Origin of the sequence: Arthrobacter livingstonensis (genome assembly GCF_003219815.1) — a bacterium.
In the GTDB taxonomy this organism is placed as follows: domain Bacteria; phylum Actinomycetota; class Actinomycetes; order Actinomycetales; family Micrococcaceae; genus Specibacter; species Specibacter livingstonensis.
In genome coordinates, this window is the sequence record NZ_QJVD01000003.1 from 203,675 (window position 1) to 223,124 (window position 19,450).

Annotated in this window: 21 protein-coding genes; 12 read left to right on the top strand and 9 right to left on the bottom strand. The window is 65.4% G+C overall.

Features of this window, described 5'->3' with window-relative positions:
• Positions 1 to 2 precede the first annotated feature (2 nt).
• From CVV68_RS04500 to CVV68_RS04525, 6 genes are all read left to right on the top strand, one after another.
• Positions 3 to 980 carry a 3-hydroxyacyl-CoA dehydrogenase family protein gene (locus CVV68_RS04500; protein WP_110499803.1) on the top strand — a complete coding sequence of 326 codons (978 nt, stop codon included), beginning with the start codon at positions 3 to 5 and terminating at the stop codon, positions 978 to 980.
• 35 nt (positions 981 to 1,015) lie between these two features.
• A complete protein-coding gene (locus CVV68_RS04505; protein ID WP_110499804.1) occupies positions 1,016 to 1,795 on the top strand; it encodes an SDR family NAD(P)-dependent oxidoreductase in 780 nt (259 codons plus the stop codon).
• 130 nt (positions 1,796 to 1,925) lie between these two features.
• The gene (locus CVV68_RS04510; RefSeq protein WP_110499805.1) at positions 1,926 to 3,248 is read left to right on the top strand and encodes an MFS transporter; all 1,323 of its coding nucleotides are present in this window, start codon (positions 1,926 to 1,928) and stop codon (positions 3,246 to 3,248) included.
• 43 nt (positions 3,249 to 3,291) lie between these two features.
• Complete coding sequence (locus CVV68_RS04515; RefSeq protein WP_110499806.1) at positions 3,292 to 4,344, top strand: NAD(P)-dependent oxidoreductase; 1,053 nt, start codon at positions 3,292 to 3,294, stop codon at positions 4,342 to 4,344.
• Between the two features lie 223 nt (positions 4,345 to 4,567).
• Positions 4,568 to 5,917, top strand: a complete 1,350-nt coding sequence (locus tag CVV68_RS04520) for an MFS transporter (RefSeq protein ID WP_110499807.1) — start codon at positions 4,568 to 4,570, stop codon at positions 5,915 to 5,917.
• A 20-nt stretch (positions 5,918 to 5,937) separates the two neighbouring features.
• On the top strand, positions 5,938 to 6,717 hold the full coding sequence (locus tag CVV68_RS04525) for a triose-phosphate isomerase family protein (protein WP_110499808.1): 780 nt from the start codon (positions 5,938 to 5,940) through the stop codon (positions 6,715 to 6,717).
• Positions 6,718 to 6,854: 137 nt separating this feature from the next.
• Here the strand turns inward: CVV68_RS04525 and CVV68_RS04530 are convergent, their stop codons facing one another.
• The gene (locus CVV68_RS04530; protein ID WP_110499809.1) at positions 6,855 to 7,763 is read right to left on the bottom strand and encodes an NAD(P)-dependent oxidoreductase; all 909 of its coding nucleotides are present in this window, start codon (positions 7,761 to 7,763) and stop codon (positions 6,855 to 6,857) included.
• Positions 7,764 to 7,787: 24 nt separating this feature from the next.
• On the bottom strand, positions 7,788 to 9,257 hold the full coding sequence (locus CVV68_RS04535) for a four-carbon acid sugar kinase family protein (protein ID WP_110499810.1): 1,470 nt from the start codon (positions 9,255 to 9,257) through the stop codon (positions 7,788 to 7,790).
• A 182-nt stretch (positions 9,258 to 9,439) separates the two neighbouring features.
• Here CVV68_RS04535 and CVV68_RS04540 point away from each other — a divergent pair, with 182 nt between their 5' ends.
• The gene (locus tag CVV68_RS04540; RefSeq protein WP_110499811.1) at positions 9,440 to 10,144 is read left to right on the top strand and encodes a FadR/GntR family transcriptional regulator; all 705 of its coding nucleotides are present in this window, start codon (positions 9,440 to 9,442) and stop codon (positions 10,142 to 10,144) included.
• Between the two features lie 56 nt (positions 10,145 to 10,200).
• Here the strand turns inward: CVV68_RS04540 and CVV68_RS04545 are convergent, their stop codons facing one another.
• Positions 10,201 to 10,410, bottom strand: a complete 210-nt coding sequence (locus tag CVV68_RS04545; RefSeq protein WP_110499812.1) for a hypothetical protein — start codon at positions 10,408 to 10,410, stop codon at positions 10,201 to 10,203.
• Positions 10,411 to 10,553: 143 nt separating this feature from the next.
• Here CVV68_RS04545 and CVV68_RS04550 point away from each other — a divergent pair, with 143 nt between their 5' ends.
• The 3 genes from CVV68_RS04550 to CVV68_RS04560 are packed head-to-tail and all read left to right on the top strand — an operon-like array spanning position 10,554 to position 12,360.
• Positions 10,554 to 11,411 carry a hypothetical protein gene (locus CVV68_RS04550; RefSeq protein ID WP_110499813.1) on the top strand — a complete coding sequence of 286 codons (858 nt, stop codon included), beginning with the start codon at positions 10,554 to 10,556 and terminating at the stop codon, positions 11,409 to 11,411.
• Entirely contained in the window at positions 11,411 to 11,605 is a 195-nt protein-coding gene (locus tag CVV68_RS04555) for a DUF6186 family protein (RefSeq protein ID WP_110499814.1), read from the top strand. Before CVV68_RS04550 ends, CVV68_RS04555 begins: the two co-directional genes overlap by 1 nt.
• 53 nt (positions 11,606 to 11,658) lie before the next feature.
• On the top strand, positions 11,659 to 12,360 hold the full coding sequence (locus CVV68_RS04560) for a hypothetical protein (RefSeq protein ID WP_110499815.1): 702 nt from the start codon (positions 11,659 to 11,661) through the stop codon (positions 12,358 to 12,360).
• Between the two features lie 139 nt (positions 12,361 to 12,499).
• On the opposite strand, the gene CVV68_RS04565 is transcribed toward CVV68_RS04560, so the two are convergent.
• Complete coding sequence (locus tag CVV68_RS04565) at positions 12,500 to 12,928, bottom strand: phosphohydrolase (RefSeq protein WP_306415683.1); 429 nt, start codon at positions 12,926 to 12,928, stop codon at positions 12,500 to 12,502.
• 297 nt (positions 12,929 to 13,225) lie between these two features.
• Here CVV68_RS04565 and CVV68_RS04570 point away from each other — a divergent pair, with 297 nt between their 5' ends.
• Positions 13,226 to 14,050, top strand: a complete 825-nt coding sequence (locus CVV68_RS04570) for an SDR family NAD(P)-dependent oxidoreductase (RefSeq protein ID WP_110499816.1) — start codon at positions 13,226 to 13,228, stop codon at positions 14,048 to 14,050.
• Between the two features lie 39 nt (positions 14,051 to 14,089).
• On the opposite strand, the gene idi is transcribed toward CVV68_RS04570, so the two are convergent.
• The 3 genes from idi to CVV68_RS23370 form a co-directional block, all read right to left on the bottom strand.
• Entirely contained in the window at positions 14,090 to 14,635 is a 546-nt protein-coding gene (gene idi, locus CVV68_RS04575) for an isopentenyl-diphosphate Delta-isomerase (protein ID WP_110499817.1), read from the bottom strand.
• 46 nt (positions 14,636 to 14,681) lie between these two features.
• Positions 14,682 to 16,535: a S1 domain-containing protein gene (locus tag CVV68_RS04580; RefSeq protein WP_110499818.1), complete on the bottom strand. Its 1,854-nt coding sequence runs from the start codon at positions 16,533 to 16,535 to the stop codon at positions 14,682 to 14,684.
• A gap of 435 nt (positions 16,536 to 16,970) precedes the next feature.
• Positions 16,971 to 17,135, bottom strand: coding sequence for a hypothetical protein (locus tag CVV68_RS23370; RefSeq protein ID WP_170133083.1), 165 nt, complete (start codon positions 17,133 to 17,135; stop codon positions 16,971 to 16,973).
• 189 nt (positions 17,136 to 17,324) lie between these two features.
• On the opposite strand from CVV68_RS23370, the gene CVV68_RS04585 reads away from it, so the two are divergent.
• Positions 17,325 to 17,594, top strand: a complete 270-nt coding sequence (locus CVV68_RS04585; RefSeq protein WP_146238824.1) for a WXG100 family type VII secretion target — start codon at positions 17,325 to 17,327, stop codon at positions 17,592 to 17,594.
• 180 nt (positions 17,595 to 17,774) lie between these two features.
• Here CVV68_RS04585 and CVV68_RS23375 read toward each other — a convergent pair whose 3' ends face one another.
• Complete coding sequence (locus CVV68_RS23375) at positions 17,775 to 17,942, bottom strand: hypothetical protein (protein WP_170133084.1); 168 nt, start codon at positions 17,940 to 17,942, stop codon at positions 17,775 to 17,777.
• A 74-nt stretch (positions 17,943 to 18,016) separates the two neighbouring features.
• On the bottom strand, positions 18,017 to 19,390 hold the full coding sequence (locus CVV68_RS04590) for a sigma-70 family RNA polymerase sigma factor (protein WP_211320717.1): 1,374 nt from the start codon (positions 19,388 to 19,390) through the stop codon (positions 18,017 to 18,019).
• Positions 19,391 to 19,450: the final 60 nt, after the last annotated feature.

The window sequence follows — 19,450 nt, forward strand, 5'->3', positions numbered from 1 at the left end:
CCATGACTGAATCAACCTCCACCACCGGAACCCAGAAGAAGTACGCCGTTGTTGGCTCCGGCTACATGGGCGGCGGCATTGCCCAGGTACTGGCCTTGGGCGGCGCCCGGGTGGCCCTGGCCGACGTCTCGGCCGAAGTGGCGGCGAAGAATTACGACCGCCTGCTCGTGGAATCGGACCAGTTCGTAGCCGACGGGCTGTTCCCGGCCGGGTCCACCGAGATCCTGCGAAAGAACCTGTGGGCCGCGGAAAACATCGAAGAAGCGGTGTCCGACGCCGAGTTCATCGAGGAAGCTGTGCCCGAAGTACTTGCCATCAAGCACCAAACCCTGGCCCGGATCAGCGCAGCCGCCCGTCCCGACGCCGTGATCGGATCCAACACCTCCACGATCTCCATCGCGGACCTGGCCGGCCCCGTCGAGCACCCGGAACGCTTCCTAGGCGTGCACTTCTCCAACCCGTCACCGTTCATCCCTGGTGTCGAGGTCATCCCGCACGCCGGCACCTCGGCCGCCACGGTGGGCACCATCCGCGAGCTGGTGCGCTCCTCCGGGAAGCAGAGCGCCGTAGTCAAGGACGTCACCGGATTTGTGCTCAACCGCCTGCAGTACGCCCTGTTCCACGAGGCCGCGCAGCTCGTGGAGCAGGAAATCGCAACCGCCGAGGACATCGACACCCTGGTCCGCACCACCTTCGGCTTCCGGCTTCCCTTCTTCGGCCCGTTTGCCATCGCGGACATGGCCGGGCTGGACGTCTACAACTTCTGCTACCAGTCCCTCCAGACCGAATTCCCGGAACGTTTTGCCACGCCCAAGGCCCTGCGCGACCTGGTCGACGCCGGCAAGCTGGGCACCAAGACCGGTGCCGGATTCCTCAATGTTCCGGCAGAACGGACCCCGGAGTTGATCGCCTACCGCAACAAGGCCTATGTGGCGATGCAGCAGCTCCTGGACGACCTCGGCCCCGCACCCATCAACTAATTCTTCCCCCCCCAACGAACCTCCTGGAGTCACCCATGTCTGAAATCACCGCGGCCTTCCCGGCCGAACGCACCGCCATCCTCACCGGAGCCGTCTCCGAGCGCGGCATTGGCCGCGCCACGGCCATCTATCTTGCCGAGCGGGGCTGGAGCATCGGCATCATCGACCTCGACGACGCCGCCTGCAAATCCGTCGCTGCCGAGCTGACCGCCACCTACGGGGTCAAGGCCCACGGCGTTGGGGCGAACATCGGTGACGAATCCTCAGTCCGGGCCGCCATCGACGAACTGGAGGCAGCCCTGCCGCAGATCATTGCGCTGGCCAACATCGCCGGCGTCAGCTCGCCCGTCGGCTACCTGGAACTGGAGCCGGAGGAGTGGAACAGGGTCCTGAACATCAACCTCAACGGAGTCCACTACGCGACGCGCCGGGTTGCCGAGTCCATGGTGAAGAACCGGCTGGGCCGCATCGTGAACATCTCCTCCGTCTCCGCCCAGCGCGGCGGCGGCACGTTCTCCAAGACCCCGTACTCCGTGGCGAAGGCCGGAGTCATCGGCCTGACCCGCGCCACAGCCCGGGAGCTGGGCCCGTACGACATCACCGTCAACTGCGTCTCGCCCGGTCCCATCGACACGGACATCATGGGCGGCACGCTGAGCGAAGAACGCAAGGACGAGCTGGCCAAGGACCTGGTCGTCAACCGGGTGGGAAGCACCCGCGACATCGCCGCAGCCATCCACTACTTCATCGGCGAGGACTCCGGGTATGTCTCGGGCCAGACGTTGAACGTGGATGGCGGACTCTACATGCACTAAAAGGACCGTTTTCCCAGTGCCAATATTTGTCGGCACGTTAAGTGCAATGCCGGTGGCCTGGCCGCCGGGTAGTTCCTTTTAGCACCACCGACGGTGCAATCGATTTTGAAGCCATACACAAGGAAGTGTCATGAGTCAGTCAACGGAAAGCGTCAGGGACAGCCAGCGCAGCAGGGACCGCAAGAAGGTGAAGAACCTCCGATATTTTGTTCTGGGATGGCTGTTGGTCGCGGGGCTGCTGAACTATCTGGACCGGTCTGCGGTTTCGATCGCGGCGCCGGAAATGATCAAGGAACTGGGCCTGACCAAGACGGACATCGGCCTGCTGGGGACTGTGTTCTCCTGGACCTACGCTTTTTTCCAGCTCCCGGCCGGCTACCTGATTGACAAGTTCGGTCCGAAGAAGATGTACTTCATCGCGGTGGCGCTCTGGAGCGTAGCCAGCTCATTGATGGCCTTCGGGCACTCGATGGTGCACTTCTTGGCGTTCCGGGTCCTCTTGGGCATCGGGGAGTCTCCGAATTCGCCTAACAGCTCGAAGATCACCACCCAGTGGTTTCCTCGCGAAGAACGCGGCCAGGCCAGTGGAATCTGGGACAGCGGCTCCAAATGGGGCTCGGCCGTTGCCCCGCCAGTCCTGACGCTGTTGATGCTCGCTTTTGGTTGGCGGGGAATGTTTATAGTCATTGGCATTTTGGGCCTCATCGTGGCCATCGCGTTCTATATGTTCTACAAGGCGCCGGAAGAAGCCAAGAACCTTTCCGAGGAGGAATACCGGCACATCCTGGCCGGGCGCGACAAAACTGATGTTCCGGCAGCCAACATTCCATGGCTGTCATTCTTCAAGTACCGCCAGACGTGGGGCATGATGCTGGGATTCTTCACCTCGATCTGGATCTGGAACATCTTCATCACCTTCCTCCCGCTCTTCCTTCAGGACACTCTCGGAGTTTCGATCGGCAAGACCGGCTGGGTCGCGGCAATCCCCTACCTTGCTGCGGCAATTGCAGGAATCTACGGCGGACGCATCACTCTTATGCTGGTTCGCCGCGGCGGAAAGTCCGCGATGGGATCCAAGAGGCTGGTACTGGTCGCCGCTGCCATCCTGACCGGAATCCTGCTGGTCATTGTTCCGTTCATGCACTCGCTCACAGGGGCCATCGTTGTCTTGTGCCTGGCGCTCGGGTTCATCGCCATCATCCAGTCCCAGTCATGGGCAATGACCAGCGACATCGTCCCGGACACGCACGCCGCGCGGTTTGGTTCAATCATGAACTTCGGCGGCTACTTCGGTGGCGCACTCGCTCCGGTCATCACCGGAATCGTCGTCGACAGGACCGGCTCTTACACGCCGTCGTTCATCCTGGCCGGCATTATCGCGGCTCTCGGCGCCCTGTTCTTCGGGCTGATGGTCTCCAAGCCCATCGATGTGAAGGAGCGGGCAACCGCATGAGAGTCACCCTGGCTCCGGCCCTGACACGCAAGGAGAACCAACGTTGAGTTCCAAAGACCGCTACGTCGTCGGACTGACCCGCGATGGGGCACGTGCGGATGGGTCCACCATATTCGGGGATGTGGGGCTGGAAAGATTGGACCAGGCTGGCATCTCCTGGCGGCTGATGCCGGAGGGGTCCCAGGGATCCGTCAATGCTGAAGTACTGGCCGGACTGGACGCGGTACTTTCCTTTGGCCACATGCCGTTCAGTGCTGAGCTGGCCCGCCAGGCACCGCGGCTCAAGCATGTGGCGCGCTTCGGCGCAGGCTTCGACGGTATTGATCCGGCGGGATTGGCAGCCGAGGGCGTGCTGGTGACTACCACCCCGGCCGCAGTGCGCAAGCCGCTGGCACTGAGCGGCTTGACGCTCATCCTGGCCGCCGCCCACCGATTGGTCGAGAACCACCGGGTGGCGGCCAACGGCCTGTGGGAAACCCAACGCGGCCACTACCGCGGACCAGGCATTGACGGCAGGACGGTCGGCATTATCGGGTTTGGAAGTGTTGGCACCCAGCTTGCGGAATATCTGCAGCCGCTGGGAGTCAAGGTCATCACCACTGACCGTAATGCAAGCCGGGCCGCCCAGCACGGGATCGAAAGTTATCCGCTCCTGGAACTCGCCATGCGCTCTGACTTTGTTGTGGTCACGGCAGCGCTGACCGGCGAGACACGGGGACTGGTGGACGGGAAGTTCTTCGCCGCCATGAAGCCCAGCGCCCACTTCGTCAACATTGCCCGGGGCGGACTTGTGAACCAGGCGGATCTGACCCACGCGTTGGTGGACGGCACGATAGCAGGCGCCGCGCTGGATGTTTTTGACCCGGAGCCGCCGTCGACGGCCGATCCGCTCTTTGCACTGGACAACGTCATCCTTTCCCCACATTCCCTGTGCTGGACGGCCGATTTCACCCGGGAGGTCTCCGCCAGCGTCATGACAGCGGTGATTCAGGCGTCCCAAGGGGAGATCCCGGAGACGGCGCTCAGCCGTGAGCTCCTTAACGTTTCCACCTGGCGCGGCACGCCACGAAGACTGCCCGTCGCCCAGCACGCATGACCGTGGCCCCAATCATCATTGTTCCAGCGATCACAAATACCCCATTAAGGAGAGACCCATGGAACCCCAAACCCCCGGAGCTTGGAGCACCGCCCGAAAGCTGTACCTGTTCGTCGGCATCATTGCCTGCGTTGGTGCCGTCATTCTGATGGCCTACCCGCGCTGACCAGCACCACAAACAACACCCTTTCCAAACACCATCAACACTCGATGAGGAGTCTGCATGACCAACCTGACTAACACCGGCAAGGAGTTGTTGGAGTCGCCTGCCTTGAAGTCGGCCGTCCACAAGGCCACCTTCCGCCTGATGCCAATGCTCGTGATTCTCTATGTGGTGGCCTTCCTGGACCGCACCAACGTTGGCTTTGCCGAAGCTGCCCTCGAAGCCGACAAAGGCATCTCCGCCGGCGCCTACGCCCTTGGCGCCGGCATCTTCTTCATCGGCTACGCGATCTTTGAGATCCCCAGCAACCTGATGCTGAAGAAGGTGGGCGCCAAAATTTGGCTGGCCCGCATTGCCATCACCTGGGGCATCGTTTCGGCATGCTTCGCGTTTGTGCAGGGGGAGCAGTCCTTCATCGCCCTGCGTTTCCTGCTCGGGGTCACCGAGGCCGGACTCTTCCCCGGCATCATCATGTACCTGGCCGAATGGTTCCCCAACAAGCACCGCGTAAAGATGTTCGCCATCTTCTACCTGGCCCAGCCCTTCTCCCAGCTCATCGGCTCCCCGATGTCGGGCGGACTGATCAACATCGGTGACAAGATTCCCGGTGTGCACGGCTGGCAGGTCATGTTCTTCATTGAGGGCCTGCTCGCCGTCATTGCAGGCATTGCGGCGTTCTTCCTGCTCATCAACGGCCCGGCGAAGGCCAAGTTCCTCTCCCAGGAGGAAAAGGAAGCATTGACGGCGGCCATGGCGCAGGAGGACACCCTCCGCAAGGAATCCGGGCCGTCCGGTGTGTGGGCCGCCATGTCCAGCGGCAAGGTTTGGTACTTCACCGTGATTTACTTCTGCCTGCAGATCGCCGTCTACGGCGTCACCTTCTACCTTCCCCAGCAGGTGGCCCAGCTGACCGGCCAAAAGGTCGGGTTCACCGTCGGGCTGCTCGCGGCCGTGCCGTGGTTCTTCGGCATCTTTGCCTGCTATTTCATTGGCAAGTATGCCTCGACCGTCATCCGCCGCCGCGTCCTGGGCACCTGGCTGTTCGTCTCCACGGGGCTGTGCATCTTCGGTTCCGCGTGGGCCGGCGCCAACGGGCTTCCGGTCCTGGGCATCATCTTCATCACCCTGGCCGTGTGCAGCTTCCTGTCCATCGGCCCCATCGCCTGGTCCTACCCGACGGCGTTCCTCACCGGAACGGCGGCCGCGGCCGGCATTGGCCTGATCAACTCCCTCGGCAACCTGGGTGGATTTGTTGCCCCGATCCTGCGCACCAGCATCAATGAGACGTTCTCCTCCGCATCCGGTGCCATGGGCATCTACGCGCTGGGCGTGTTGCCCTTCCTGGCGGCCCTCATGATGTGGGGCACCCGCCGGTTCAAGAACAAAGCCGACGAGCTCCTCGACGACTGACACTAAGGAAAGTTGCACCCATGACGCACACACCACCCACTCTGCCGCCCCTCTACATCGGTGTCAGCACCAAGATGTACCTGGGCTTTCAAGCCAGCCTGCGGTGGTTGGAACAAGTGCGCGCCGAACTGGACGCCCGCCCGGCACTTGCTGCCGGGCGGGTGGTCCCGTTTGTCATCCCGTCCTTTCCGGTGCTGCCCTCGGCAGCGGGGATTCTTGCCGGCTCTCCGGCGATTCTTGGGGCCCAAAATTGCAGCCCCGCGGACGGCCCCTGGACGGGCGAGGTGTCCGCGGCCATGCTTGCCGAGCTGGGCGTCGGCATCGTGGAGATCGGGCATGCCGAACGGCGCCGGCACTTTGGCGAGAACGACGGAGTCGTGGCCGCCAAGGTGCGCCAGGCCCGGGCCGCGGGGATCGCACCCTTGGTGTGTGTGGGGGAGGAACGCCGCGGCACCCCCGAGGATGCGGCCGGCTTCGTCGTCGGCCAGCTGGAAGCTGCATTTTCCGGTTCCTGGGACGACGCGGGAAGTGCCATTGTGGCCTACGAGCCGGTTTGGGCCATCGGCGCCGCCGAACCCGCCGACGCCGGTTACGTCTCCGCCGTGGTCCGTGGCATCAGGCGACGGCCGGAACCGCACGGCGCGGGGGAACTGGCGATCATCTACGGGGGCTCGGCGAAGCCGGGCCTGCTGCCGCAGCTGAACGGGGTCTCGGGCCTGTTCCTGGGGCGGTTTGCCCATGACGCGGCCAATTTTGGGCGCGTCATGGACGAGGCCCTGGAGGCCGTACAGCCTGCGTAACGATGGCGCCATGCGCGCACCATAAAACGGTTTGTGTCCGCGACTTCACCATCGAGGAGAGCGCGGCTTCCTTCAGACTGAGGTGCCACCCATCGGCTTGCCGGCGGCTGCCGTGGACGTTGCGGGCGCCGTCCCGATCACTGCGGACGGGTCTGCCGCCGGGTGGGGGCGACGACCTTGATCACGGCGGAGTCGTCGGAGGCGGCCAGGCCCTGTGCCTGGCCCAGCAGGAACAGCTGTTCGGCGGCGGCGGCAACCGGGGCAGCCAGGCCGGCGGCGCGGGCGGCCTTGCCAACAATGCCCATGTCCTTGACGAAGATGTCCAGGCGGCTGAGCACCTCGGCGCCACCTTCCGTGTAGGCCTCGAGAATACGCGGGCCGCGGTTGGACAGCATGAAGGACCCGGCCGCCCCCGCCTCGAGTGCCCCAAGGGTCTTGGCCTGGTCAAGTCCCAGGGCGTCGGCCAGGGCCAATGCCTCGGCGGCGGCGGCGATGTGGATGCCGCACAGCAGCTGGTTGACGGTCTTCAGGGCCTGTCCGTCGCCGGGCTTCTCGCCCACGATCGACAGCGTGGAGGCGAGCAGTTCAAGGACCGGGGCGGCCTGGCTCCGCGCGGAAGGGGTGGCGCCGACCACGATCAGCAGGTCACCCTGGCCGGCACGGACGGGTCCGCCGGAGAGCGGCGCGTCCACCAGTTCCACGCCGTATTCGGCCAGGCGCTCCACCGTGGCCGGGATGGCCTCGGTGCCCACCGTGCTGGTGAGGATGACGACCGATCCCCGGGCCAATACGGGGGCGACGCCGTTCTCACCGAAGAGCACGTCGTTGAGCTGTTCGCCGTTGCGGACGGCCAGCAGGAGGGCGTCGGTGCCCCGGGCCGCGTCCCGGGCGGAGTCGAAGGTGGCGATCCCGGCCGCTGTGGCCAGTTTCAGGCGCGGCCCGGCGATGTCAAAGCCGTGGACGGTCAGCTGTGACGCCAGGCGCGTCGCCATCGGCAGGCCCATGGCGCCCAGGCCAAGGACGGTGACGGTGTAGTTGGTGTTCATGGTGGTCTCCTTCAAAAATGGGGTTTAGAACGTGTTGCTGAGCTTGCGGGTGACGTCGACCAGGGACTGGTCGTCGCCCACATTGCCGGCGAAGACGATGTACGGGATGCCTGCGGCCGGGCCATCAACGGGTTCCCACAGCGAAACGATGCCCGGAAGCATGGGTCCGCGCACAATGGCGTGCCGGATTTCCAGGCCGTGTGTGGCCACGTCGGAGGAGGTGATGCCGCCCTTGGCGATGACGAACCGCGGGGGAGCGGCCTTCAACGTCCGGTTGACCACCTCGACGACGGCGGCCGAGACGGTGCGCGCGATCTTCAGGCTCGCTATGGGGTCCTCGGACTTGATGAGCAGGCGGCTGGTGTGGACGATGACGTCGCCCGCCGCCAACGCGGCCGCGATGTCGGCGACGACGGCTGACACGTGGGTGGCGCCGTCGTCGGGCAGCAGCTTTTCCACGTCAATCTCGACGATGTAGGCCGAGCTGTGGGCATCGGTGAGCGCCTTGAGCTGGCGGGTGGTGACGCCGACGTGGGAGCCAACGACGATCAGCCCGCCGCGGGCGGAACCGGCGGGAACGGTACGGCCGGCGTGGAAGATCTCCGCGGCGGACAGCGGCTCGCGGATCTCCTGGCCAATGCGGGCGCGCACAAAAGGCGGCCCCACCCGGTAGATGAGGGATTTTCCGCGGCGCTCGGATTCCGCCAGGCCCAGGGCGAGGATCCGCAGGTCGTTTTCCGTGACGGCGTCCACCACGATGGGTGTGGAATTGGCGGCCGAATCGATGGCGTCGGCAATGGCGGTGGCGCCGGCCCCAGGCGTGCCGCGGCGGATCAGGGAAAGGTCGATCGAGATGACGCGGGAGGCGGGAATCCGGCCATCGGATTTTTCCTCCACGTAGGCGGCCAGGGAGGAGTTGGTGAAGCCGAAGCTGGCATCCCTGGCGAATTCGGTCTCGGCCACCGGGATGAGCGTTCCCTGGCCGCCGCGTGTGTAGTGGACGCCGCCCACGGTGATGCGGCCGGCGTCGGGGAAGGCCGGGACGATGACCACGCCGTCCACGGTGCCGCCGTTTTCGGAGGCCAGGGTTGCGGCAATGGTGTCCGGTTCCAGGGGGAAGTGCCCGCGCAGGGTTGAATCGCTGCGGCTCACGAAGCCCACCGCGATGCCTGCCGTGCGGGCCGCGGCCAGGGCGTTGACCACGATATCCCGGTTTCGGGCCCGGGCCTCGGCGGAATCCAGGCTGCGGGTGTTGGTCAGCACGTACACGGCCTTCGCGGCGGCGCCGTCGATCCGGTGGCCGAACACCCAGTCGAAGTCCGCAACGTCCCAGCGCGTCAGCACGGGCAGCCCGGCCACCGACTGGGTTCCCGTGGGGTCGTCGTCGAGCACAATAAGCACCCGGTTTGAGGCGGACACCTGGGCGGCCACCGTGCCGGCCGGCACGCTGACCTCGGCGGGGTACCCGGCCAGGAGTTCGGATTCAAGGGTCATTTCTTCACACCTCGTTGTGGGGTTTCTTTTGTAAGATGTCTGACATCTAGCATTTGAATGTTATTGTGGCACAAGACACACGGGCTGTGCAAACGGATGCCGGAGGCGCGGCCGGATAGCGCAGCCCCGGGCGCGGCGGAAGCCCCTAAACTGGAGCTTTACGGGCGGGACGAAAGGGAGACATGGCGCGCAAGTCGTTGACCGACATGGTGGCTGATGATTTGCTGGACCGGATCGTAGCCGGCGAGTTCCCGCCCGACTCTATTGTCCCTGGTGAGCTCGAGCTGAGTTCCCAGCATGAAGTGAGCCGGATGACCGTCCGCGAGGCCATGAAGACCCTGGCGGCCCGGCGCATCCTGCGGGTCGAGCGGGGCCGGGGGACGTTCGTCAATCCGTTCAGCAGCTGGGGTTCACTGCACGCGGTGCTCCGGGCGGTGTCCGAGGGCGAGGACGACGCCGCCGTGGCCATCCAGCTCATTGAACTACGGCGCATGTTGGAGACGGGCGCCTGCGAACTGGCGGCAAGCCGCATCTCCGACGGGGACCTCGAACGCCTGTCCGGCCAGGTGGAACGGATGAGGGAGGCCCACGCAGCCAATGACGTGACCGCCTTCGTGGAGTCCGATCTGGCCTTTCACGACATCATCCTGCATGCGTCCGGCAACATCTTTGTGGCTGTCCTGTTTGAGCCGCTGCACCGCATCCTTCAGGACCGCCGTGCCGAAACGTCCCGCGTCCCGGAGATCCAGGCCAATGCCATCGCCATGCACGCGGCGATTCTGGCGGCCCTCACCGCGCGCCGGCCCGAGCTGGCCCGGGTTGCCATGGACAAGCACATGACTCAGACCCTGGAGGACCTGAAGAGCTACGTGCTGCGGGCCCCGTGATCACCGCTGGGGTGCCGCGGTGCGGCACCCCAGCGGTGTACCGTCCCTGGCGAGCGCTACGGCATGATGCCCTGCGAGCCAACCACCTTGGCGATGAAAATGTGGAATGCCTTCAGCCAGTCGCGCAGGAATTCCTCCGTGGCGGGCACCGAGACGTTCCCGTGGATGTCCATCAGCCCCTTGGTGAAATGGATGTAGGCCTCCGGGCTCGCCAGTTCCGGGGAGTTCACGAACGACAGGATGCTGCGCAGGTGCTGCTGGGCCACGGCCGTGCTGATCAGGCCCGGGGACGCCCGGTCACGGCGGACGGCTTCTTAGCGAAGGAGTTGCTGCCCCAGGGCCGTAGGAATGTGCTGGGCGATTTGCCCGTCCACTGGCGCCCGTGCCGTAGTGGTGGTGGACTGGGCACATGGCTGGCGGCACGCACTCAGGCAAGTCGGAGGACACTTCCCGGAACACCGGTTCCCGGCTCCCGGACGCCCGCCGCGCGGAACATGCGCGTGGTCCGACGCCGGCCCCTGCCACGCTGTCCGCATCCGGCGCGGAGCCCTCGCTGTGGCTATCGACGCCCTGGTTGGCGATCCTGTTCATCACCGGCGTATTTCACGTTTACCGCGGCGTGCCCGTTGACGCGTTCGTTTTCCTGTCCGTCGGGGTGGCGCTGGCCGTGGACACTGCCGTGCGGCACAGCAGGCACAGCAGGCCGAGGGGGCGCAGGGGGCGCAGACCTGACGGGCATGCGGCAATTGCCGGCCATGTGCGGTACCTCAGCGTGCGGCACCCCACGGTGCCGCACGCTGGGGTACAGCCCGGGCAACCCGTTTTCGGTGAACTCCGAGGTGAACACCGCGGCGCACGGGTGGTGCCCCGGTGGCTGTGGATCGGCATAGCCGTGGGAACGGGGGCCATTTCACTGGCCGTGGTAGTCCTTGCCCCGGAGGGCAGCAGCGGGATTCCGGCAGTGGTGTGCCTGGTGGGCGCTGCGATGCTGCTTGTAGCATGGCCCGACCCTCCCCGGCCGCCGGGACCCCCGGCACCCAGGGTGCGCCGGGCCGCTTACTGGTGGGCCGGCGTCGTGCTCTTCCTGTGCATTTGGGAACTGGGCACCTACTTCATCGACAGGTTCGCCCCCGACGAGACGGCCGTGTTTCCCCCATTGACGGACCTATTGCAGCCGTTGTTCGACGGCGATTCCAGCCGCTGGTTCATGACCGGGCTGTGGCTGGTGGCGTGCGGGGCGCTGCTGAGGGTGGTGCGCAGTCCGTGATGTATGTGCTGGTGGTGGCCGGGTACGCGCTGATTCCGGCGGCGGGTGTTGCGCTGGTGGTCGTCTCCCATGTGAAGCCGGCGGCGCTGGCCGGTTTGGGCGAGCTGCTGTCCCGCGTGTTTGCGACGCGGCCCGCCCGCATCACGCTGCTGTTGTTCGTGTGGTGGCTGGGCTGGCACTTCCTGGTGGGGTGAACCCATATGGAGCGGGATTGGTCAGCGGCTGTGACCGGTGGCACCATTGAGCCATGCAGGATTTTTGGCAGTTCATCGGGCACTTCTGGTGGCTGGCCTTTCCTATGGCGGGAATCGTCGGCGGTTGGGGCCGGGCCATGTCCAAGGCCTCCGAGCGGCGGCATGAGCAAAAGATTGAGATGTACAAGCTCAAGCACCCGGAGGCCGCCGGACTTCCCCCGGTGCAGCAGCTGACGCTGGCCAAGGACCCGGACGCCTTCACCGAAAGCGACGTCGCCAGGGTCATGGAGGCGCACGATTCCGTTAACCGCCGCTGGCTCGACTACGAACTCGACGTGGGCAAGCTGATCGACTTCCCGATGATGACCGACGTCCGCCAGCCACTCACCGTGGCCTTCCTGCGGGCCAAGCGCGACGCCGATGCGCTCCGCCCCGTGGCCGCAGCCGAGGTTGCGTCCAAGGCGAGGTGGGACGACTACCGCAACGCCGTCAACGCCTATGATGTCGCTTTCGACGTCGCGGAAAAGGAGGCACGGCGCCTCAAGGACACGGCGTTCAGCGAGCCCGACCGCCAGCGCCTAAGCACTGCCCGCAAACTGGTTAACATTGCCGAGAACGAGGCCGCCAGCCCGGCCGAGCGCCAATCGGCCTTCAAACGGGCCCGCAAGGAACTGGACGGCATCATCGTGCTGCCGGACGTGACGCTCGCGGCCCTGGAACAAAAAGTGGCCCGGATGATCAACCGCTCAAACTAGCCGCGTGCACCACGCATCGAAAACGCAGACGTTGGACCAAAAGATCGCCTTTGCGCCCATTTCCGTCCACTTTCTGAGTTCTCGATTTTCAGGACTCCGTTTAACCCGGAATTCGTGCCGCGGCCCATGCCCGAAACAGTCACACTGCCGAAGCCTCGATCGCGGCAAGCTCCGGCAGCAGGCTGGGGTTCACGCGGTTGAGGATCAGCCGTATTTCGCTGGCTGGCACCGCTGTGTACAACGCACGGCGGGCCTCCCGGTAGCGCGGCGACGGAACCGTATTCCCCTCCGCCAATTTTGCGACGCGTTCCGGATCTGAGTTGTGGGCATTGTCAGCAATCTTCACGAGGGTGGCGTCGTGGTCTTTGGCAACGTACCGGATGCCAGCTTGGTAGTCAGCCATCTGCGGATGAAGGTTCCGGGATACCCGGGAAATGATTTCGATGGCCCTTGGGGAAACGCCCAAAGCCGCCAAGTCTTCTGCACTGGTTCCGGTGTCTTCGATGACGTCGTGCAGGTAGCCCGCAATCCGGATGTCATCGGGGAAATCCGCCAGTGCGTCGCCCACTGCGGTGACGTGGAGGATGTAGGGCTTCCCGAGCTTGTCGACGTCGAGGGCATGCTTTTACGTGGCCAACGCCAGGGCGTCGTCGACGGTGAATGGTGTTTTGGCGATGTCCTGCGTCATGGCTGAAATGTCCTCACGGTGGTCATCGGCCCCCAATGGTGCCGATGGGTTCAGACTAGCGCCGTGAAGCGACAGTGAAGCCCGAGAGGAGGAACACGGCGGGCCTGTAAGCGACCACCGCTTCCGGCACTATGTTTAAGGCACAGCACCAGCCGGCCGCAGACTAAGGAAGCAAACATGGCACGCACAATCGTTATTACCGGGGCCAGTGATGGCATTGGCGCCGCCGCCGCGAAGATGCTGGCATATCCCGGCGATCGGCTGGTGGTCGTGGGGCGCTCGCCGGCGAAGACAAAGGCAATTGCGGACGAGCTGGAGGCGGACAGCTTCATCACAGACTTCACCGAGCTGGCCCAGGTGCGGGAACTGGCCGCCGCCCTGGCCGAAAAGTATCCGCGCATTGACGTGCTGGCCAACAACGCCGGGGGCATCATGGCCGGGCGCGAATTAACCGTGGACGGCCACGAGAAAACGTTCCAGGTCAACCACCTGGCCCCGTTCCTGCTGACTACGCTGCTCATCGACAGCCTGGTGGCCAGCCGGGCCACGGTCATTAACACCTCCAGCCAGGCCAACAGGATCATGGCCAAGTTCGACATTGACGACCTCGACGCCGGGAAGAAGTACTCCGCCAACGCCGCCTACGGCAATGCCAAGCTGGAGAACATCATGTTCACCCGGGAACTGCAGCGACGGTACGGTGATCACGGCATTTCCGCGGCGGCCTTCCACCCGGGCGTGGTGGCGAGCGGTTTTTCCGCCGAGTCAAACTGGATCACGAAGCTGATGTACGGCAGCTTTGCCCAGCGGTTCATGCTCTCCCCGGCGCAGGGTGCGGACACGCTGGTCTGGCTGGCCACTTCGGTGCCTGGCGATGACTGGACGCCCGGCGAGTTCTATGCCAAGCGCAAGGTGGCCAAGGCGAATCGGCTGGCCTACGACCCCGCGCTGGCCCTGAGCCTGTGGGAGCAAAGCGCCGCCATGGTGGCCGGCGCGGCTTGACGACCCGCGCCGCAGGCAGCCTGCCGCCCACGAAACCGCTCAGCCAAACACTTCGCCGGTGTAGACTCCTTCGGCGAACTGGCGGACCAGCCAGGGGCTAAACGCAAATGGCGTGGCTTCCACGGACACCTCCAGGTCCCCCATGTCCGCCCACGCCCAGTCGCAGACCTCGTCGGGGTTCGGGGAGATAACGCCGTCGCCCGTGTAGACCGCGGTGAAAACGGGGCAGATCTCGTTCTCCACGATGCCTGACGCGTCCACGGCCCGGTAGCGGAAGTCCGGCAGCGCGGGGCGGATGTCGGTGACCTCAAGGTTAAGTTCGACGCCGGCCCGCCGCCTCACAGCGTCCTCAAGAGTTTCGCCGGGCGCCGGGTGCCCGCAAAACGAGTTGGTCCAGACCCCGGGCCAGGTCAGTTTTGAGAGGGCACGGCGCGTGACGAGGGTGCGTCCGGCGCCGTCGAGCAGGTGGCAGGAAAAGGCCAGGTGCAGCGGGGTGTTGTCGCCGTGCACCAGTGATTTGTCCGCGGTGCCGATCTCGGTGCCGTCGTCGTCCAGCAGCCGGACCAGTTCGATGGGTGAAGACATGGCGGGACGCCTTTCGCAGGGGGTGTGGCCGGACTATCCAACCAGCCTATGGCTTCACGGCGTCGTGCGGCACAACCTCGTGGAGCTCGAAGCCGCCGGACTTGAGCTTCCAGTAGTGCAGGCGCAGGGCAGCGGCCGTGCCCTGCTCCACATACAGCCGCCAGCATGCATCGTCGCCGCGCATGCGGGCAGGTGCGTGGGCGCCCTCATTTTCGCGCAGGACGTGCGGCTTGCGGTTGCGAAGCGGGCCGGAGCGGTCGGCCACCAGGTCGACGACGGCGCGCATCGCCTTGGCGCGTTGGGGTGCTGGCAGCTGTGCCAGGGATGCCAGGAAGTGCGGGCCCACCATGTACACGCCCAGCGGCTCGGCGGCCTTGTCCACGGCGGGAACCATGCGGGCCCACTCGTTGCGCAGCTCAAGATCGAACTGTTCCATGGGGTCGGTGAACAGCACGGCCGGGGCAGACTCCGACCTGGAAGCCGCGGACCTCCGGCGCTGCCGCGCATCCACCAGCTTCGCGTTGGTCCTGGCCAGTTCCGCCTTCAACGCCTCGAGCTGCCGGACGGCATCGAGGTGCCGACGGGCCTCCAGATCGGCCTTCCCGCGCTCGGCATCATACCTGTCCTGCCAGATCCGCGCGATCTTGTCCGTGGCCCCGCGCCGGGTAGCATCGGCCAGCAGCTCGGCGATGGTGTGTCGTGCCGCCTCCAATTCCATCTGCGTGGACTTCAGCGCCGTCCTGCGCTCTGACGCCGTCAGCGCAGGCCCTTCCGCCGCCAGTACGACGCCGGCCTCCTCACCCGAGGTGCCGTCTTCCGGTCCGCCTGTCCCACCGAGCGGCCAGCCGGAAGCGGTTCCCCCGGCGGCAGCGGGCGCCGCGGGCGGTGCGAAGATGCTGGTGTAGGGCCGGTCCGGGGCCAGCCACGGCGGTCCGCCTGCAACGAGGGACGGGGCTGGGACGTGGGGATCGTCGTCGTCCACGTCCAGCATGGAGAGCACCACGGCGCCGTTTTCGTACAGCACCCGCACGCGCACCACCTCGCCCTCGGTGAGCAGGTCCTCGGCCGCGTCGAGCTCGTTGGAGGAGATGTGCCCGATCCCGATCCGGAAGTCGGCGTCGGGCCACAGGGTCACCACGGCATGGGTGGCACGGGCCGCCTTGACCCGGGCCAGGGCCACGTCGCCGGACCCGTACACGGTGACGGGCGATCCCGGCCGCTGCAGCAGGGCGCGGATGTCCAGGGTGTGCGTTTCCTCGTCGAGCAGGCCGGTGACCTGCTGGCCGCGCGTGAGCAGCCAGTCCAGCGGCACGCCGGGCAGCAGGTCCTCCGCGCGGATGTAGGCCAGCTGGCCGGTGGTTGCGAGCCTGACGAGCGCACGGCTGTTGTCATCGGCGGCAAAGCTGCCCACCGTCCCGGTGGCCGTGGTGCCGGCTGCCTTAGGGGGTGCGGGCGCTGCGGGTTCCATACGTAGAGGGGCGGCTCGGACATCGGCGGCCAGGTCCTCGATGAGCCGGGCCACGTTCGTGCCGGGATACACCAGCCGGGGCTCGGGGGTGGACGCCGCCCAACCCGGTCCCGCGGGGTAGGCCCGTCCGCCGGTGCCGTAAATCTCCAGGCCCTCCGGCAGCCCGTCCTGTAAATTCCGTGTTTCTTCGCCATTTTGCAGCTCGAAGACATCGGCTTCGCCGTCGAGCAGCCGCGCAAGCGTTCCGGCGTCAATACGCTGCGTGGCGGCGTCGGCCTTGTAACTGACGACGATGGCCGGCAGGGTTCGCTCCCCGTCCGCCAACCGCTGGGCAACCGTGGCGCCGGGCAGGTGCAGGACAGGGGCGTCGTTGACGGCGGATTCCGGGGCAGCGGCGGTCCGCGGCTTGCGCCATTTTCTCTGAGCAGGCACGCCGTCTCCTCTCGCCGCAGGCCGGCCGGCAGCTACAGTGCCGTGTCAGTCACACTACAACGAGCGCGGCCGTGGGGCGGTTGCACCCCGCGGAAACGTTGCGGCGAAATGGAGATTTTTCCTGAGCCGAAGCCGGTTCCCTGTATGGCCGGTGCTAGACGACCCTTCCCGGTGTCCCAAACGGCGGCGCGGGCGGCATGGGCGGCAGCGGCGCGTCGGGCTCCGGAGGGTCCAGCGGGTCCGGCGGAAGCGGCGTGGGAGTCGGTTCCGTGGGATCCGTCGGCCGGTTGGGGTCGGTCGGCTGCGTGGGGTCGGGCGGAACCGGCGGCTGCCCCGGGGCTGGTTGGCCCGGGATTGGCTGGCTGGGGTCGGGAATCGATGCTTTGCCGTGATCGGTCATGATTTCGCGTCCTTCCTAAGGGGTTGGTGGCCGCTTCAGTCACCGGTGATGCGGGGTTTGTTGCCGGGTTGCCTTTCCTCTTCAGGCACATCCGCTTCCGGGACGATGAGCTTGAAGAGATCGTCCACTGCGGCTGCGGGGGCCGTTGGTGGTTCGGCGCCTTCCGTGGTTTCCTGTTCCTGCCCTGGATTGCTGGTCATTTCTTCACCCTACGCGGATGGCCGGAAACACGATACCCCGGTTCGGAGGCCCGTTGGGGATGGGGAGTTGTGCATGGGCAGGACGCCCCATCGACTCGGTTGCCGTACCCGGGATAGGTTTTTACCAAGAGCTTCACCGGATCACGGGGAAGCTGAACTGAGGAACACTGAACAATAAGGATGTGCATCATGGCTGGTTTGATTGGAAACAACCCCGAGGACATGGCAGATTTGGCCAGCAAGATCGGCCACGCCGTGGACCAGATCCAGCAGCTGACCTCCACCTTGGACGGCAAGGCCACCTCCGTGCAGTGGCAGGGCCCGGACGCGGACCGCTTCAAGCACACCGACTGGCCCACGTACAAGACCCAGCTGAACAAGGTCGCCCAGAGCCTGGCGCAGGTCCAGCAGAACGTGAACAAGCAAAAGCAGGAACAGATCTCCACCTCCGCACACTAAGACACGGCATCACCGCAACACGGCAACAAGGCAGGCCCGGCGCGAAGGAATCGCACCGGGCCTGCCTTGTGCCCCCTGCCGCTGAGGATGTCGATTTTGTGATTTGAGGCTGATTTATCAGCCTCAAATCACCAAATCCACATCCCGGGCCGTTTCTGGTCTCAGCGACCATGGCGAGGGCTACAGGCGGTCGGGCTCAGTATCTGTTTCCTGGTCCAAATGTTCGGCGTGCTCGTTGATTTCCTCAATGTCCGGCGTCACCATCTCGGAATAGATCTCGCCCAGCGGGTCAAGGTCTGGTTGATTGTGGGTGAATTCTTCGTCGCCACGCCCTGGATGTGTGCTCATGGACTCAGGATAGCCCCGGATCCCGGACCGGGACAGGGCGCAACTGCGCGAGGCTGTTGACCTGAGGGGCTTGGTCAAGTCCCGTGGAGTGGTGTGGCAGCGCCCAAGCCGGCATCCAGCGGCGATGAACCTTCACTTCTGCGTGGCGGCGCGTCGGCGTTGGCGGCCTTTTCCTCTTTGGTGAGGCACTCGTCATTTTCAATCGGGGCGTCGTGAAACGCGCGCAGCTGAAGCGACCGCGTCGGGTGCCGGAGCTTGGTGAGTGTCCTACTTTCAATCTGCCGGATGCGCTCACGGGTGACGCCGTAGACCAGGCCGATCTCCTCAAGCGTTTTCGCCTGGCCGTCCGCCAGGCCAAAGCGCATGGAGACCACGCCGGCCTCGCGCTCGGACAGCGTGTCCAGGACTGACTGAATGGCGGAGGCCCGGGCGCGAAATTCCAGGGCGTCGCAGGGGGAGGGCTCGTCCGGATCAGATAGCTGCTCGCCGAGCGGTTCCGTGCCGCCGCGGCCGTCCGGCACCTCCAGATCCAGGGAGAACACCGGGCGGGAGACCCGCTTGAGCTTGGCAACCATGGCCACGTCCACGCCAAGCGTCGTGGCCAGCTCTTCGGCGGTGGGACCCCGGTCCAGCGCGGCAGCCAGCTTGGTCTCCACGCCATGGAGCTTGTTCACCTGCTCCGCAAGATGCACGGGAAGGCGGATGCTCCGTCCCTGGTCCGCAAGTGCCCTGGCGACTGCCTGCCGGATCCACCACGTGGCGTAGGTTGAAAACTTGAAGCCTTTGGTGAAGTCAAACTTCTGAACGGCCCGCAGCAGCCCTTGGTTACCCTCGGCAATGAGGTCGATGAACTCCATCCCGCGGCCGCAATGCCGCTTGGCGATCGACACCACCAGCCGCAGATTGGAATTCATGAACGTTTCCATCGCGGCACTGCCCGCCCGTGCCACGGCCTCATGGTCGTGCAGCTCGCGCCGGGACTCCATCAGCCTGCCGGCAATTTTGTGTTCGGCCAGCAGCCCGGCCTCGATGGCCTGTGCCAGGTCAACCTCTTCCGAGGCTGTCAGTAGGGGGAAGCTGCCGATGCGCTTGAGGTAGTCCGCGACAATGTCGTCGCTGAGCCCGTCGAATGGCGACAGGACCTCCACAGCCTCGCCGTCGTCGTCGAACTCGGGATGTTCAAGCGGAACCGGCTTTTCGTCCGGGGCGTTCGACGCCGGGGCCGCCGGCGTGCGCTGTTGGCCCGCCGGCGCCTTGCCGGGCTTCGGGCGCCTGCGGAACTTCTCCAGCGTTTCCGGCTGCCACGGGTAGCCGAATGAGCGGTCGTTCGTGGCAGGGATGCCGGGAGGGGCGGCGGTGCCGGCTGTGTGAAGTGCGGTGGCCCCGCCGTTCTGGGTGAGTCCGTTAGCTGAGTCATGGTGTCCCCTTTTCCCGCTGTGTTCCGCCATCATGTGATGGTGGTCTCAGGGTAGGGGGAGGGTCTGACACTCAGAGGCGGCAGGTCTGGA